Origin of the sequence: Gilliamella sp. ESL0254 (genome assembly GCF_013344985.1) — a bacterium.
Classification (GTDB): Bacteria; Pseudomonadota; Gammaproteobacteria; order Enterobacterales; family Orbaceae; genus Gilliamella; species Gilliamella bombicola.
Genome location: NZ_JAAEDU010000001.1, coordinates 1,078,739 through 1,093,548 on the forward strand (window position 1 = coordinate 1,078,739; position 14,810 = coordinate 1,093,548).

A 14,810-nucleotide genomic window follows, 5' to 3' on the forward strand; every position below is an offset into this window, starting at 1 on the left:
TATAAACTTAGATAGAGGATACAAAAATGGGACTTTTAAATGTACCAGCAGGTAAAGAATTACCAGATGATATTTATGTTGTGATTGAAATTCCAGCTAACGCAGATCCAATAAAATATGAAGTTGATAAAGACACCGGCGCTGTATTTGTTGACCGTTTTATGGCAACAGCAATGTTTTATCCATGCAACTACGGTTATATTAATCACACATTATCATTAGATGGCGATCCAGTTGATGTATTAGTCCCAACACCATACCCATTACAACCAGGCTCTGTTATTCGCTGCCGCCCTGTTGGTGTATTAAAAATGACTGACGAAGCCGGTCAAGATGCAAAACTAGTTGCAGTGCCTCACAGCAAACTATCAAAAGAATATGATCACATTAAAGATGTTGATGATTTGCCTGAATTACTTAAATCGCAAATCAAACATTTTTTTGAACAATACAAAGCATTAGAAAAAGGTAAATGGGTTAAAGTTGACGGTTGGGACAATGCTGAAGCAGCCCGTAAAGAAATTATTGAGTCATTTGAACGAGCCAAAAATAAATAAAATTAAGTAACAAAAAACTTCAACAAAGCCATAAATACCATTTATGGCTTTTATTTTATATAGGGGCTATTGATTTTCCATTATCAATGGTACAAATAAGTTATATCGGAGCGGTGCGTATGATATGGCGAAAAATGTAAAGAAAATTATGATTAATACAAAAAATCAACAACCTCTAATATATCGACTTTCGAAATAATTTAAAAGATTCAATTACCCAGCAATTTACTTTTTATCAATTAATAAGTGACTGTCTAAAAATTTAAGAAAAACTGTATTCTAAGTAAAAAAAATTGTTATTAACATCTTGCTTTCGATTATAAATTATGCGGTAATAGCAATGGGCAAACAACATAGTAAAAAATTACGGAAACGATTCACCTTAATTAATGTAACATTGAGTACATGATTATGGTTTTGAGCTACATAATTAATACAATGTTAATACCCATACGAGCCGAAAGGCTAATTATTAATTATTGTTAGGATGTCTAGTAAATGAATAAGAAAACAGGCCAAGTGAAATGGTTTAATGAAAGTAAAGGTTTTGGTTTTATTACCCCTGCTGATGGAAGCAAAGATGTATTCGTTCATTTTTCTGCTATTTCAGGTGACGGTTTCAAAACCTTAGCTGAAGGGCAACAAGTTGAATTCGCTATCCAAGATAGCCCTCGCGGACCAGCCGCTGCTGAAGTTGTTGTTATCTAATAATTGAAGCTTAAAAAATTCATTTCCATACAGCAAAACGCCCATTCGAAAATGGGCGTTTTTTATATTCTAAAATTACCTAATTTAATGCATAAAAAAAGCGACCCTAAGGCCGCCTTTAAACAAAGCTAAATGTTAATTATTTCTTAGAAATAACCGCAATTAAGTCTAGAACTTTGTTTGAATAACCTACTTCGTTATCATACCAAGAAACAAGTTTAACAAAGTTATCGCTTAATTGGATACCGGCTTTAGCATCAAATACAGATGTGCAAACTTCACCTAAGAAATCAGTAGAAACAACATCATCTTCTGTATAACCAAGAACGCCTTTCATTGGACCTTCAGCAGCGGCTTTGATTGCTTTACAGATATCTTCGTATTTAGCAGGTTTAGCTAAACGAGCTGTTAAGTCAACAACAGAAACGTCTGGAGTAGGAACACGGAAAGCCATACCTGTTAATTTACCATTTAATTCAGGGATAACTTTACCTACTGCTTTAGCAGCACCAGTTGATGAAGGGATGATGTTTTGAGCAGCACCACGACCACCACGCCAATCTTTATGAGATGGACCATCAACAGTTTTTTGAGTTGCAGTAGTTGCGTGAACAGTAGTCATTAACGCTTCAACGATACCAAAGTTGTCGTTGATAACTTTAGCTAATGGCGCTAAACAGTTAGTAGTACATGATGCGTTAGAAACGATATCTTGACCTGCATAATCTTTATCATTAACACCGATAACAAACATTGGTGTGCTATCTTTTGAAGGACCAGTTAAAACAACTTTTTTAGCGCCAGCTTGGATGTGTTTACGCGCAGTTTCGTCAGTTAAGAATAAACCAGTTGCTTCTGCAACAACATCAACACCGACTTCGTTCCATTTTAAGTTTGCAGGATCGCGTTCAGCAGTAACACGGATTGCTTTACCGTTAACAACCAATTTACCGTCTTTAACTTCAACTGTACCGTCAAAACGACCGTGAGTTGAATCATATTTAAGCATATAAGCCATATATTCAACATCTAATAAATCGTTGATTGCAACAATTTCAATGTCTGAACGTTTTTGAGCAGCACGGAAAACAATACGGCCAATACGGCCAAATCCATTAATACCTACTTTGATTGTCATAACAATTACCTTCTTTTTTTGAGTTTTTAATGTAAAAATCCTTTCGTGTAAACTATCAAATTTTATAGGTTTATTCAAGAAGATTCCTAATAATTAAACACGAATTGATTAAATAGATTAGACCAAGTTAAGGTTAGATAAATTATCGCAAATAAAATCATTGTGTTATTTAAAATAATTGCCCAGTATCGTAAGACGTACTATAGTTAAACTATGATTGTAAAAAGTTTATATGCGCGATAGATTCAATTGGATAAAAAGCGGGCTGAAACATTTTTCTTTAAATATCTATTAAAACGACAAAAAACTATATTATATTCTAATAACCTAGTTTAGTTGTTGGCACATTCTGATGCTGGAATAAGACAAATAAAATAAATTATTTTTTTATGATTTACATTTTTTGATTGGGTATTTTTTGTTAAAAACACCAAAAAAAACTCCAATAAAATCAATACCTTTTCTGACCGATTTTTAATGAAAAATTGAATACTTTTTTGAGAATTAAAAGCGATTATTGCTTTGGTTGTTTGGATCTTATGTTGTTGTAGTAATTAACCACGACAACACAAGCCCAGTTTTACTGGTCCGCCCCAACTACGCGGGAACTTTATTCTTTGTTAGATTATCCTCTATCTACACTATAACCCCCCCCGCAGCCCAAGGTTTAAGGACTAAGAAATAAAAGCTAAGGTGCGGTGCAAACAGCGTAAGAGCTATTGCTGATGCTGAGCCCGTTAACGGCGCCGCTGTCCGAGTAGACATTGAAGCCATTACCACCTGAGGCATCGCCCGTCCAGTAGCTGCCGGGGATGAAGTCCGCACCAGCATAGATGCCCATGCTGCCCCACTCCGTGAAAAACCCAGCACCTATGTGACGTTGGTAAACATTATTACTAGACGACGGCGTGGCGCCTACTGCAGCTCGACAAGCTGAACCTGAATTAAAACCAGAACAAGTCGCATTAGTTAAATCCCTAACCTCTGACAAACGATAACCCAAACTTCTACACCAAGAGGATTGATTAGGCTGGCTATAGTTATTAGCCCCTTGATGGACAAACCACTGCTTTAAGACAAATCCATACCTCACCTCATGACCACGACTATCCCTACCGACTAACTCAAACGTCTGTGGCAAAGATGGCACAATCAATGGATTAGGAGTAGCTGACTGTAACTGAGTTCTATCCGCCCTAGGACCGCTTAACGTTACCCGTGTTACATAACTGGATTTATCTCTAATCCATTCATCGGCTTGTAGAATATTTCCATGTGGGTCTGTGAATGCACCAGAACGCGGCTTTGTCCAACTTACCGTTGCTCTTATACTACCATTCGTGACAACAGACCACGTCAACTGACTTCCATCTACTCCACCTATGTCTAAATCAAAATACAATCCATCAGCACCCGTTGTCGGAAAGTTTCGGTTGTAAGATGATGGACTTGTTGACTGAACTAAAAAACCCCTAACGGGACTCCATATGTTAGCTGGACCTGCGTAGCGAGGATTATCATTAGAAACGATGTTAGTAGTACCCCCCATTAACAAATTCGGCCTTGCGTAACAAACTCGAGCAACAGTGTTATACGGATTGATATAATAATCCACCATAGCTCCACCGAAATTACTACTCCTTGGCACCCCATACTGGGTAGTTAAACTTCCTCCTGTACTTATTAACCTTACCCTATAAGGAGCATTACATATATCTAATGCATCACTACGATTAACGGTATTGCCATTTTTATCCGTAAACGATACCGATATACTCCCTGTAGCCGTTACTCCATTAGCCCCCTGTCCATCCCCATCATCATCTTCCCAATTACCCTGAACAACCAAATCATTCATACTAATTGAACTCTGTGATGACGGGACGACCATTGTTATATGACCTAAGTTACTCTCCACATACGGCAAACTTATCGGATTTGCTGCACTTGATGGATTAGTAGATGGCGTGATAACCCGACCATCCTGCAATCTTATAGACAACAAATTGTCTGCATCTGTTACCTTTGTCCGACCACCGTCGAACGTTAAATACGGTGCACTACCTTCTATTTCCTTTGATGTATTTGCCGTCAATGCCATAGAACACTGCGCATACGACAATAAGAGTAGCAACACAAAAAACAACGGCAATTTAGGTAGAAAAGATAAGTGTCTCGGCCTTCGTGATAACACTGCCGATAAACATGGCGACTTCGTTAAATGCAATGATTTTGATAATTCAGATGATACAAATAAGAACTGAGTCTGATTTAGACTACAGCGAAAATGAAAAAGATTTAGGGCGTAGGTTTGGCAGGCCAGATGCCAGATGCCAGATGCCATGCATGGTAGCGCATTTCGATTATCCTGTCAAGTAATTTTTTGTTTTATTTGAATTTTTTACAACTGACTGCTTAACTGATGAGCTCTCTCTTGTTTTGAAAGCGATTGAATTATAATCGGTTGATTAATAATGCGCTAGTTTTTTTGTTAAATATTTGTAAAGTTTTGTTATGGATAATAGGAGTTAAATTACCGTTGCTTGTTTTGGGGAATATTTTTGCTGGTTGCTTTTTTAGTACCTTTAAAAGTACCAACAACTAGGTAAGATTAGCACCTTAAGAAGGAATATGTGGCTTGGCTTTATAGGATTTCGCATAAAAATTCTTCACTCGGGCGTTATCTCAGATGCTATTTATTTTTTAAAGACCAAAACGTCCTAAACCAAACCACTCCCAGCTATTTTATATTTTATATTTTATATATAATAGTAGGTATTAAAATGTTTTTACTGCAAGTTATCTAATTTGATCAATATACCCTTTTACTATATTTACGCTTTTTTCAAAGAGTTGTTTTTCATTTTCGGTAAAGTCGAGCTTGATCACTTTTTTGATTCCATGCTGATCTAAAATTGCAGGGACACCAATAGCAACATTTTTATAGCCATACTCTCCGTCTAAAATACAACTGAGCGCTAATGCTCGGTGGCTGTTGGTGAATATATGTTGGCATATTTCGGTGATAGTGCTGGCAATACCGTATTCGGTACAGTGTTTTCGATTCGCTATTTCAAAGCCCATTTTTCGAGCTTGGCTACCCACTTCATCAAAATCTATTTTGTTTTTTTCTAGATCATTTAAATTAATACCATAAACTGATGAATGAGACCAAACTGGAAATTGCGAATCACCATGTTCGCCCACAATGAAGGCGTCAATGCTTTGTGGGCCTATGTCCATTTTTTCGCCTAACAATCGACGTAATCGTACCGTATCAAGCCATACCCCTGTACCAATTACGCGGTGACGAGGTAGCCCTGATAGTTTCCAGACTTGATATGTGATGGCATCGCAAGGGTTGGTTGCAATTAAGAAGATGCCTTTAAATCCATTACTCATCATGTTAGGTACAATGCTAGCAACAATTTTAGATGTACCAGCAAGTTCTTCGGCTCGGCTTTTTTGGGCTATGCCTGATGTGACGGTGATAATGGCAATATCTATGTCAGCGCAATCTGTCGATTCACGCAAGCTAACTTTAACCATGTTTTGCCGATAAGCGGCGGCATCTAATAAGTCTTGCGCATGTCCATAGGCTAGCTCTTTATTGAGGTCAACGAGTGCGATTTCTTCACAAATGCCTCGGTTAACCAATGTATAAGCTGTTGTTGATCCAACATTACCCACGCCAATAATCATTACTTTTCGTAATTTCATGTTAAGCCTCGCTTGATTTAAGAAATAGGTAAAACAGTAAAAATTAGCTCAATAATATACCTTTAGGTATTATCAATAAAGAGACATTATTGCGACCCAGTTAATTATTTGTTTTGTGCTAACTATTAGTTAAATAGACGGAATTACCTACTATTTAATTGAGTTTTATATACAATAAATTCAGGCTATCGTTATAGCAATAATGAAGCAAGAAACAGCGAGTTTTAAAAAGGATTTGACTTTATTGAACTAAATGATAATAATTCTCATTAACATTTAATTTTATTGCTGTTGCAGACGGTAATGCTGTTTCATTATTATAACTAATTAAATAAAAGATCTCTGCTTGATTATTATATCGCTATCACTGAATTTTGTTATTTGATTATGTGTTGTTTGCAAGGAGTCGCTAATGAAGTTCATTTTTTTTAAAAACCGCAAAACGTTATTAAAGGTTATTTTAACTTCGTTAATTATTTTGGCTGGTCTTTCTGAATCTGCCCATGCGGTAGGAAAAAAGTTTAAAGTGGTTACCACCTTTACCATTATTCAAGATATTGCGCAAAATGTTGCTGGTGATGCTGCTGAGGTTGAGTCAATTACCAAAGTCGGGGCTGAAATTCATGAGTACGATCCCACTCCGAAAGATATCACTAAAGTGCATTCAGCCGATTTGGTGTTATGGAATGGCCTTAATTTAGAGCTTTGGTTTAAACGTTTTTTTGAAGACGTTAAAGATGTACCTTCGGTTGTAGTGACAGAGGGTATTGAGCCAATGCCAATTCAAGAAGGTAGCTATAAAGGTAACCCAAATCCGCATGCTTGGATGTCGCCAACGTTGGCTTTAATTTATGTTGAAAATATCCGTGCGGCGTTTGTTAAATACGATCCTAAAAATGCAGATATTTATAATAAAAACGCAGCCGATTATATTGCTAAAATTAAAGCTCTTGATGCACCATTACGTGAACGTTTAGCTAAAATTCCTGAAGCTAAACGCTGGTTAGTCACCAGTGAGGGCGCGTTTAGTTATTTGGCTCGTGACTATAATTTGAAAGAAGCTTACCTTTGGCCAATCAATGCCGAGCAACAAGGCACCCCTCAGCAAGTTAGGCATTTAATTGATTTAGTTAGAGCAAATGATATTCCTGTTATTTTTAGTGAGAGTACTATTTCAGATAAGCCCGCTAAACAAGTTAGTAAAGAAACCGATATTAAATATGGCGGCGTTTTATATGTCGATTCACTTTCAACTAAAGATGGCCCTGTACCCACTTATATTGATCTACTCAAAGTGACCGTTGAAACTATCGCTAAAGGATTTGAAAAATAATGACTCAAATTTGCTTGAATGTTGATGATATCACCGTGACTTATAATAATGGTCATACCGCAATTTATGATGCTAGCTTTCGCTTAAATGGTGGCACTATCTGTGCGTTAGTTGGCGTTAATGGTAGTGGTAAATCGACGTTATTTAAAAGCATTATGGGGATGGTTCGTCCAACTCGTGGTCATGTCACATTTAATGATATGTCAGTTAAGCAGACCTTAAAACAAAATATCATTGCTTATGTCCCACAAACCGAAGAGGTCGATTGGGATTTTCCTGTCCTTGTGTCAGATGTGGTCATGATGGGGCGATATGGGCATATGTCCTTTTTACGTATTCCAAGTAAAGAAGATAAAAAACAGGTCGATCTTGCCCTTGAGCGTGTCAATATGCTCGATTTTAAACATCGTCAGATTGGTGAACTGTCAGGTGGACAAAAAAAACGGGTATTTTTAGCTCGAGCGTTAGCTCAGCAAGGTAAAGTGCTGTTGCTAGATGAACCCTTTACTGGGGTTGATGTTAAAACTGAAAATGCCATTATTGATCTGTTGAAAAATCTGCGCAAAGAAGGCCATTTGATTTTAGTTTCAACTCATAACTTAGGTAGTGTGCCAGAATTTTGCGATCAAGTGGTATTAATTAATCAAACTGTTTTGGCCTTTGGTCCAACTAAAACAACCTTTACACCACAAAATTTAATGACCACCTTTGGTGGTGCCCTGCGTTACCTGAGTTTGTCGGGCGAACAATTGCACGATGATGAAGATCCTCGTAAAGTATCGATCTTAACCGATGATGAACGCGCTGCAATTTTTTATGGGGAAGGTAAGCATGACTCACCTCATCGAGATTTGCTAGTTAACCATCATGATAATGAACCAAAAGGGCAATAATAAATGGAACTATTACTTGAGCCATTCACCTACGGTTTTATGTTAAAAGCAATTTGGGTAAGTAGTATTGTGGGTGCTGCCTGTGCTTTTTTATCGGCTTTTTTAATGTTAAAAGGTTGGTCACTCATGGGCGATGCGCTTTCGCATTCTGTTGTGCCTGGAGTTGCAGGGGCTTATGCGTTGGGAGTACCTTATTCTGTTGGTGCTTTTTTTACCGGATTACTCGCTGCGCTAGCCATTACGCTAGTGCGTGCCTTTACCCGATTAAAAGCAGATGCCATTATTGGTTTTATCTTTTCAACCTTTTTTGCTGTCGGTTTGTTAATTATTTCGCTCAATCCAACATCAATCAATGCGCAAACCATTATATTTGGTAATATTCTAGGAATTGATGATAGTGATATGTGGCAAGTGCAAATCATTATTTTGGTGTCTTTTATATTACTTTTCTTTTTTTGGAAGGATTTGTTAGTCGTTTTTTTTGATGAAACCCATGCCCGATCCATTGGATTAAAACCACTACCATTAAAAATCCTATTTTTTACCATTTTAAGCGCCTGCACTGTTGCGGCACTGCAAACTGTTGGTGCCATTTTAGTAATTGCTATGGTTGTTACACCTGGTGCAACCGCTTACTTATTGACTAATCGATTTTCGCACTTATTGATTATTTCGGTTCTAATTGGTGCGATAACAAGTGCTATTGGTGCTTGGATCAGTTACTTTTTAAATGGCGAAACCGGTGGCGTTATTGTTACGTTGCAAACGCTAATATTTATTGCTGCATTCTTATTTGCTCCACAGCAAGGGTTAATTGTAAATCGCCTTAGGATCCGCCAAAGCCGTTTAAATAAAAGGGGGCTGGTATGACAGAGTTTTGGGAATATATCTATTATCCGCTTACTCTTCCCCTTATTCAGCGCGCAATCTTAGCTTCGTTAGCAACCGGTATTGTGTGTGCCCTACTATCTTGTTTTTTAGTTTTAAAAGGTTGGTCGTTAATGGGCGATGCGATTTCGCATGCGGTTTTACCCGGCATTGTGCTGGCATATGTAGCAGGTATCCCTATTATCATCGGTGCTTTTGCTTCTGGCCTATTTTGCTCGGTTGCAACAGGTTATATTAAAGAAAACAGTCGCATTAAAGAAGATACGGTCATGGGAATTGTGTTTTCGGGGATGTTTGCTTTTGGCTTAGTGTTATTTTCCAAAGTAGATACATCGCAACATTTAAATCATATCCTATTTGGTAGTGTGCTTGGCACCAGTTATGACGAGCTTAAACAGATCATCTTTATTGCTGTAATTGTCTCGCTTTTAATTATCATTAAACGCCGTGATCTTATGCTCTATTGCTTCGACCCAGTGCAAGCTAAAGTTGTAGGACTGCCCGTTAAGTTACTCCATTACGGTTTGTTGAGTGTTTTGGCTTTAACTATTGTAGGATCATTAAAAGTCGCTGGGATGATTTTAGTTATTGCGATGTTAATAGCCCCTGGCATCACTGCTTTTTCATTAAGTAAACGCTTTGAATGGATGTTAGTGATTGCCGTATTGGTTTCGACATTTTCAACAGTGATGGGAACGTTAATAAGTTATTATATAGATGCGTCAACTAGCGCTTGTATCGTTATTTTACAAGCAACTCTTTTTTTATTTGCCCAAACTTATCAGTTTGTTGCTCACAAAAAAGTGCGCCGTTAAATTAATTTTTGAAACTACTATTGAAATCACTATTAAAACTACATTGTTAATAGCTATAAAAAAAACAGCGTAAATATATTTGTAACTCTATTTACGCTGTACTGATGCTTATTACTTTTAGTTTTTACTCATCATCCAGATATTTACTATTATCTGCATAATTATCAAAACGTGAAAACTGACCTTGGAATTTTAATCGTACTTTACCAATTGGTCCATTTCGTTGTTTCCCTAAAATGATTTCAGCAATACCTTTATGTTCTGATGCTTCGTTATACACCTCGTCGCGATAGATAAACATAATCACATCAGCATCTTGTTCAATGGATCCCGATTCACGCAAGTCTGAGTTAACAGGTCTTTTATCAGCACGTTGTTCCAAACTACGATTAAGCTGAGATAGCGCAACCACAGGCACTTGTAGTTCTTTAGCCAACGCCTTTAGTGAACGTGATATTTCGGCAATTTCTAGGGTACGATTTTCAGAGATATTAGGCACGCGCATAAGTTGTAAGTAATCGACCATAATCATACTCAACCCTTTATGCTCACGATAAATACGTCTGGCTCTTGAGCGTAACTCCATTGGCGTTAAGCCTGATGAGTCATCAATATAGATATTTTTCTTTTCCAGCAATAATCCCATTGTGCTTGAAATTCTTGCCCAATCATCGTCTTGTAATTGCCCTGTTCGAATTCGGGTTTGGTCAACACGCGAAAGTGACGCTAACATACGCATCATAATTTGTTCTGATGGCATTTCTAAGCTGAATATTAACACCGGCTTTTCTTGCTCTAGAGCAGCATTTTCACACAAATTCATGGCAAAGGTGGTTTTACCCATTGATGGCCTTGCTGCAATAATAATTAAATCAGAACGCTGTAAACCAGCTGTTTTTTTATCTAAATCAGTATAACCGGTTGAAACCCCTGTCACACCATCATGTGGACGTTGGAATAACTCTTCAATCTTAGCCACTGTTGCTTCTAGTACTTCGGTAATACTTTTTGGGCCTTCGCCCTGTTTAGTTCGGCTTTCAGCAATTTGGAAGATTTTGCTTTCCGCCAGATCTAAAATTTCGGTACTATCCCGTCCTTCTGTGGCATAACAGTTATCGGCAATATCATTTGATGCGCTAATTAATTCACGCAAAATCGCTTGTTGGCGAATAATATCGCTATAAGCAACGACATTAATCGCACTTGGCGTGTTTTTAGAAAGCTCGGCCAAATAAGCAAATCCACCTACATCGGCTAATAGATCTTTACTTTCAAGACTTTCTGAAAGAGTAATTAAATCAATTGGCGTCCCTTTGCTGACCAAGGTATGCATTTCAGAAAAGATCAATTGATGATGACGCGAGTAAAAATCTCGCTCAGTGATCATTTCAGATACCGCATCCCAACGTTGATTATCAAGCATCAAGCTACCCAGCACCGCTTGTTCAGCTTCGATTGAGTGCGGTGGAAGCTTGATATTGTGCAGATTTGATTTTTCTGCTTCTTGATTTTTAGAATCTTTGTTTGCTCTTGTTCGATCAGTATTCATTACATTCATCTTTTGTTCTAAATTGAATTTATTGCTAAGCTACGTCGCTTATCTTAAAAATAATGGACCTAAACTAGGATCGGGTATTTGGTATTCAGATGGATAATCCACCTGAACTAAATATAATCCTTCTGGTTTTGCTGTTGCGGCAGCTTGCGTTCTGTCCTTAGCTTGCAAAAGTTCATAAATCCACTCTGGACGCTGATTTCCCGCTCCAACTTCAAGTAAACTACCCACAATATTGCGTACCATGTGGTGCACAAATGCATTGGCTTTTATATCAACAATAATATATGCACCTTGCCTTGTCACTTCAATATGATGAATATTTCGCCAAGGCGTTCTTGATTGGCATTGAGCCGCTCGAAATGATGAAAAGTCGTTTTCACCTAATAAATACTGCGCCGCTTGGTGCATTAATATTTCGTTTAATGGTAAATAATAATGTGATACCCCTTTAGCTAAAATAGCAGGACGATAGCGATGATTATAGATCACATAACGGTAACGCCGAGCTATCGCACTAAACCTTGCATGAAAACTATCCTCAACGGTTTGCGACCAGCGCACTGCAATATTATCAGGTAAATGCGAGTTAACGCCCATTGTCCAAGCACTCGGTGAGCGCTCAGCTTGGGTTTCAAAATGCACAACTTGTCCTGTAGCATGCACGCCAGCATCGGTTCGACCAGCACAAAATACGTTGATTGGCGCATTAGCAATAATTGATAATGCAGATTCTAGCTTTTCTTGGATAGAATCGACAGATTGCTGTCGTTGCCAGCCAAAATAACCACTGCCATCATATTCAATACCAAGGGCAATTTTACAGGTAGTCATTAATCAGGATCTCAAGCGTCTCAATTAACATCAATGCCCCTAAATAACGGATATTATCGGCTACTGACCAAAATTGAATTTGTTCATAATGGCCATAACTATGTCTTAAATTCGCTAACTTTATAACCAAATTGTGTTCTGATTCGGTACTGACTTCGGTCACTGGCGTTGGCAAATTATCGCCTTGTACTTCAACACCAAATTCACCAAAGCGTGCCATATCTAATTCAATCGGTAAGCTACTTGATACATTAATAGCTTGTGACACGCCATAAAACACGGGCACAATCACTGACTCGATAGAGACAGGAAGTTCATAATTACTCAATACTTTACGGATCTGATCAACTTGTGATTTTTCTCCTAGTATTGCATCGTGATGTTCGTGCGATACCGGTAATAGATTAAAAGCTAATTGCTTATCAAACAGTTGATTATCAACTGGCATACCATTTAACAAGCGAGCACTTTGCCCTGCCAGCTCATCAACACCCGGCTTACCATACAATGATGCTGGGATAAAACTAGTCGCATGTAAATTTGTTAATAATTCCATATCAGTTAATGAAGCAACACAACGCAACAACTGGCATACAGTGGCACTAGCAACGGCAATGATGTTTTCATTACGGTATTCGGTCAATACACTATTATTGACTTTAGGTACCACTAATGGAATATGATCTTGCTGAGCAAAATAACCACTTGCATCAATTACCACACATCCAGATTCTGCAGCAACTTGCGCATACTTTTCACTAGTTTTAGCACCAGCGACGAAAAAAGCAAAATGGCACTCGCTCCACTCCATTTGCGTACTATCAATCACCGTTAAATTTTTGCCAGCAAAGCGAACTATTTCACCAGCGCTATTGTCGCTACCGACTAAATAAAGATTTTCAATTTTTAGACTACTGTCTTGTAAACTACGTTGCTGTAGCAACTCAACTAGCGCAGAACCAACTTGGCCTGTCGCCCCTATAATAGCAATATTCCATGCAGACATATTTATAAACCCAATAAAAAATTTAGCGGTAATTATATCACTATATTGTCAAAGATAGATGAATAGATTTTATTTGACTATAAGCCTGAACATTAAAACGATAAGCCATCATCAAGATGGCTTTATTGATACTAAGCTTTTAGTTATAGTTAACTCGATTATTATATTAACATCTAGCTACCTAACTCATCTTCCGCATGTTTTATCGCTTGTCGATCTTGTTCAATTAAACAAGTAAGTACTTTATGTAAATAAAGTTCGATATCACTCTCATGAATTGGAGCTGGTGTTGCTAAACACGTTTTATTTATGTTTTGTTTTAATGCTGTAAATGAATCTTGTTGTTGCTTTTTATTATCAAGCTGATTTACTTTTTCTTTTAGCTGATCTTGATAATAATGATAAACTCTAGATGCAAGACTATAATCGGAAGAGCCATCCTTAGATGATTGATCAAAAAGTGCAATTGACTCTTCTAATGTTAAACCATACTCAACAGCGCCTTCGTGAAATTTAGTATTAAATTGGTTAGGATAGATAATGTGATAAGTTGCTTCTGGCATATTGATTTGCATCTCTTTAAGCACAAATCTCATATTACTGGTATCAACATTGTAATGCTTCCATAATGTAGGAAAAGTCCCAGACTCATCCTCAATCGGCTCTGATTTTATTGACAATAATGTGTAAATATCGCCACTTGGTGCAATATAGTAATGCTGATAGCCATTCCAAAGATTAGGATTATTAGAAAAAGAATTATTTGCTAAAAAAAGCTTATCAATTACCTGATTTTTGCTGATTAAAGATAACGTAATATCTCGCCCTAAATTAGGTAAATCTTCTTCGTTTTGATTCTTAGGATTAATTGGGCTAATGCTCAATTTTAGTTGAAAATCATTACCATTATAGGCAATAGGATCTTCATCAATTAATTTATCTAGCCGTTTAAAATCAAATTTCAAATTGTTGAGAGGACAACGGCTATCATATTTTATCTTTTCTTTTTTATCGAGTTGATTATATTCATCTTCGTTTCTAGCGCAATCTTGTTGCAATTGATGCATATCAACACTCATAAAAAATGGTTCACCACGATATTTAGAGTTAATATCAAGTAATTGACCATAGACACAATAACTAAACATAAATAAAATTGCGCCCAATAAAAGTTTCAGTTTCATATCAAATTCCTTTTTCTACCTCATGTTAGAATCATTTCATTCTATTTTTTCATTCAAGTATATTTTTCACATTATATATAACATGGTTATATTACTTATACCATATTTTTGATACAGCATATCCGTTTAAGCGGTTTAGATACCTATGATAGATATTTTGGAACACAGATCGACAAAAC

At 37.2% G+C, this 14,810-nt stretch carries 13 protein-coding genes; 6 read left to right on the top strand and 7 right to left on the bottom strand.

The genetic code is table 11. The features are described from left to right. Positions 1-26: 26 nt before the first annotated feature. Together ppa and cspE are read left to right on the top strand one after the other, a co-directional pair. Positions 27-557 carry an inorganic diphosphatase gene (gene ppa, locus GYX25_RS05015; RefSeq protein ID WP_065561528.1) on the top strand — a complete coding sequence of 177 codons (531 nt, stop codon included), beginning with the start codon at positions 27-29 and terminating at the stop codon, positions 555-557. A gap of 498 nt (positions 558-1,055) precedes the next feature. Then, positions 1,056-1,265, top strand: coding sequence for a transcription antiterminator/RNA stability regulator CspE (gene cspE / locus GYX25_RS05020; RefSeq protein ID WP_025315032.1), 210 nt, complete (start codon positions 1,056-1,058; stop codon positions 1,263-1,265). 139 nt (positions 1,266-1,404) lie between these two features. On the opposite strand, the gene gapA is transcribed toward cspE, so the two are convergent. The 3 genes from gapA to GYX25_RS05035 all read right to left on the bottom strand — a co-directional run bounded on the left by gapA (position 1,405) and on the right by GYX25_RS05035 (position 6,123). After that, the gene (gene gapA / locus GYX25_RS05025; RefSeq protein WP_091345936.1) at positions 1,405-2,403 is read right to left on the bottom strand and encodes a glyceraldehyde-3-phosphate dehydrogenase; all 999 of its coding nucleotides are present in this window, start codon (positions 2,401-2,403) and stop codon (positions 1,405-1,407) included. A gap of 688 nt (positions 2,404-3,091) precedes the next feature. Next, positions 3,092-4,747, bottom strand: a complete 1,656-nt coding sequence (locus GYX25_RS05030; protein WP_174786861.1) for a hypothetical protein — start codon at positions 4,745-4,747, stop codon at positions 3,092-3,094. Positions 4,748-5,202: 455 nt separating this feature from the next. Beyond that, a complete protein-coding gene (locus tag GYX25_RS05035; RefSeq protein ID WP_091345940.1) occupies positions 5,203-6,123 on the bottom strand; it encodes an L-lactate dehydrogenase in 921 nt (306 codons plus the stop codon). 412 nt (positions 6,124-6,535) lie between these two features. Between GYX25_RS05035 and GYX25_RS05040 the strand changes: the two genes are divergently transcribed. The 4 genes from GYX25_RS05040 to GYX25_RS05055 are packed head-to-tail and all read left to right on the top strand — an operon-like array spanning position 6,536 to position 10,052. Then, positions 6,536-7,456, top strand: a complete 921-nt coding sequence (locus GYX25_RS05040; RefSeq protein WP_091345941.1) for a metal ABC transporter substrate-binding protein — start codon at positions 6,536-6,538, stop codon at positions 7,454-7,456. Continuing rightward, on the top strand, positions 7,456-8,349 hold the full coding sequence (locus GYX25_RS05045; protein ID WP_091345943.1) for a manganese/iron ABC transporter ATP-binding protein: 894 nt from the start codon (positions 7,456-7,458) through the stop codon (positions 8,347-8,349). Before GYX25_RS05040 ends, GYX25_RS05045 begins: the two co-directional genes overlap by 1 nt. A 3-nt stretch (positions 8,350-8,352) precedes the next feature. Further along, complete coding sequence (locus GYX25_RS05050; protein ID WP_174786862.1) at positions 8,353-9,219, top strand: metal ABC transporter permease; 867 nt, start codon at positions 8,353-8,355, stop codon at positions 9,217-9,219. Then, positions 9,216-10,052, top strand: a complete 837-nt coding sequence (locus tag GYX25_RS05055) for a metal ABC transporter permease (RefSeq protein ID WP_091345949.1) — start codon at positions 9,216-9,218, stop codon at positions 10,050-10,052. Before GYX25_RS05050 ends, GYX25_RS05055 begins: the two co-directional genes overlap by 4 nt. Before the next feature lie 124 nt (positions 10,053-10,176). On the opposite strand, the gene dnaB is transcribed toward GYX25_RS05055, so the two are convergent. The 4 genes from dnaB to GYX25_RS05075 all read right to left on the bottom strand — a co-directional run bounded on the left by dnaB (position 10,177) and on the right by GYX25_RS05075 (position 14,631). Next, positions 10,177-11,601 (bottom strand): replicative DNA helicase, encoded by a 1,425-nt coding sequence (dnaB, locus tag GYX25_RS05060; RefSeq protein WP_174786863.1) that lies wholly within the window; start codon positions 11,599-11,601, stop codon positions 10,177-10,179. 48 nt (positions 11,602-11,649) lie between these two features. Then, complete coding sequence (truA, locus tag GYX25_RS05065; RefSeq protein ID WP_091345953.1) at positions 11,650-12,441, bottom strand: tRNA pseudouridine(38-40) synthase TruA; 792 nt, start codon at positions 12,439-12,441, stop codon at positions 11,650-11,652. Beyond that, on the bottom strand, positions 12,428-13,447 hold the full coding sequence (locus GYX25_RS05070; RefSeq protein ID WP_174786864.1) for an aspartate-semialdehyde dehydrogenase: 1,020 nt from the start codon (positions 13,445-13,447) through the stop codon (positions 12,428-12,430). Before GYX25_RS05070 ends, truA begins: the two co-directional genes overlap by 14 nt. A gap of 173 nt (positions 13,448-13,620) precedes the next feature. Continuing rightward, entirely contained in the window at positions 13,621-14,631 is a 1,011-nt protein-coding gene (locus GYX25_RS05075) for a hypothetical protein (RefSeq protein ID WP_174786865.1), read from the bottom strand. Positions 14,632-14,810 lie beyond the last annotated feature (179 nt).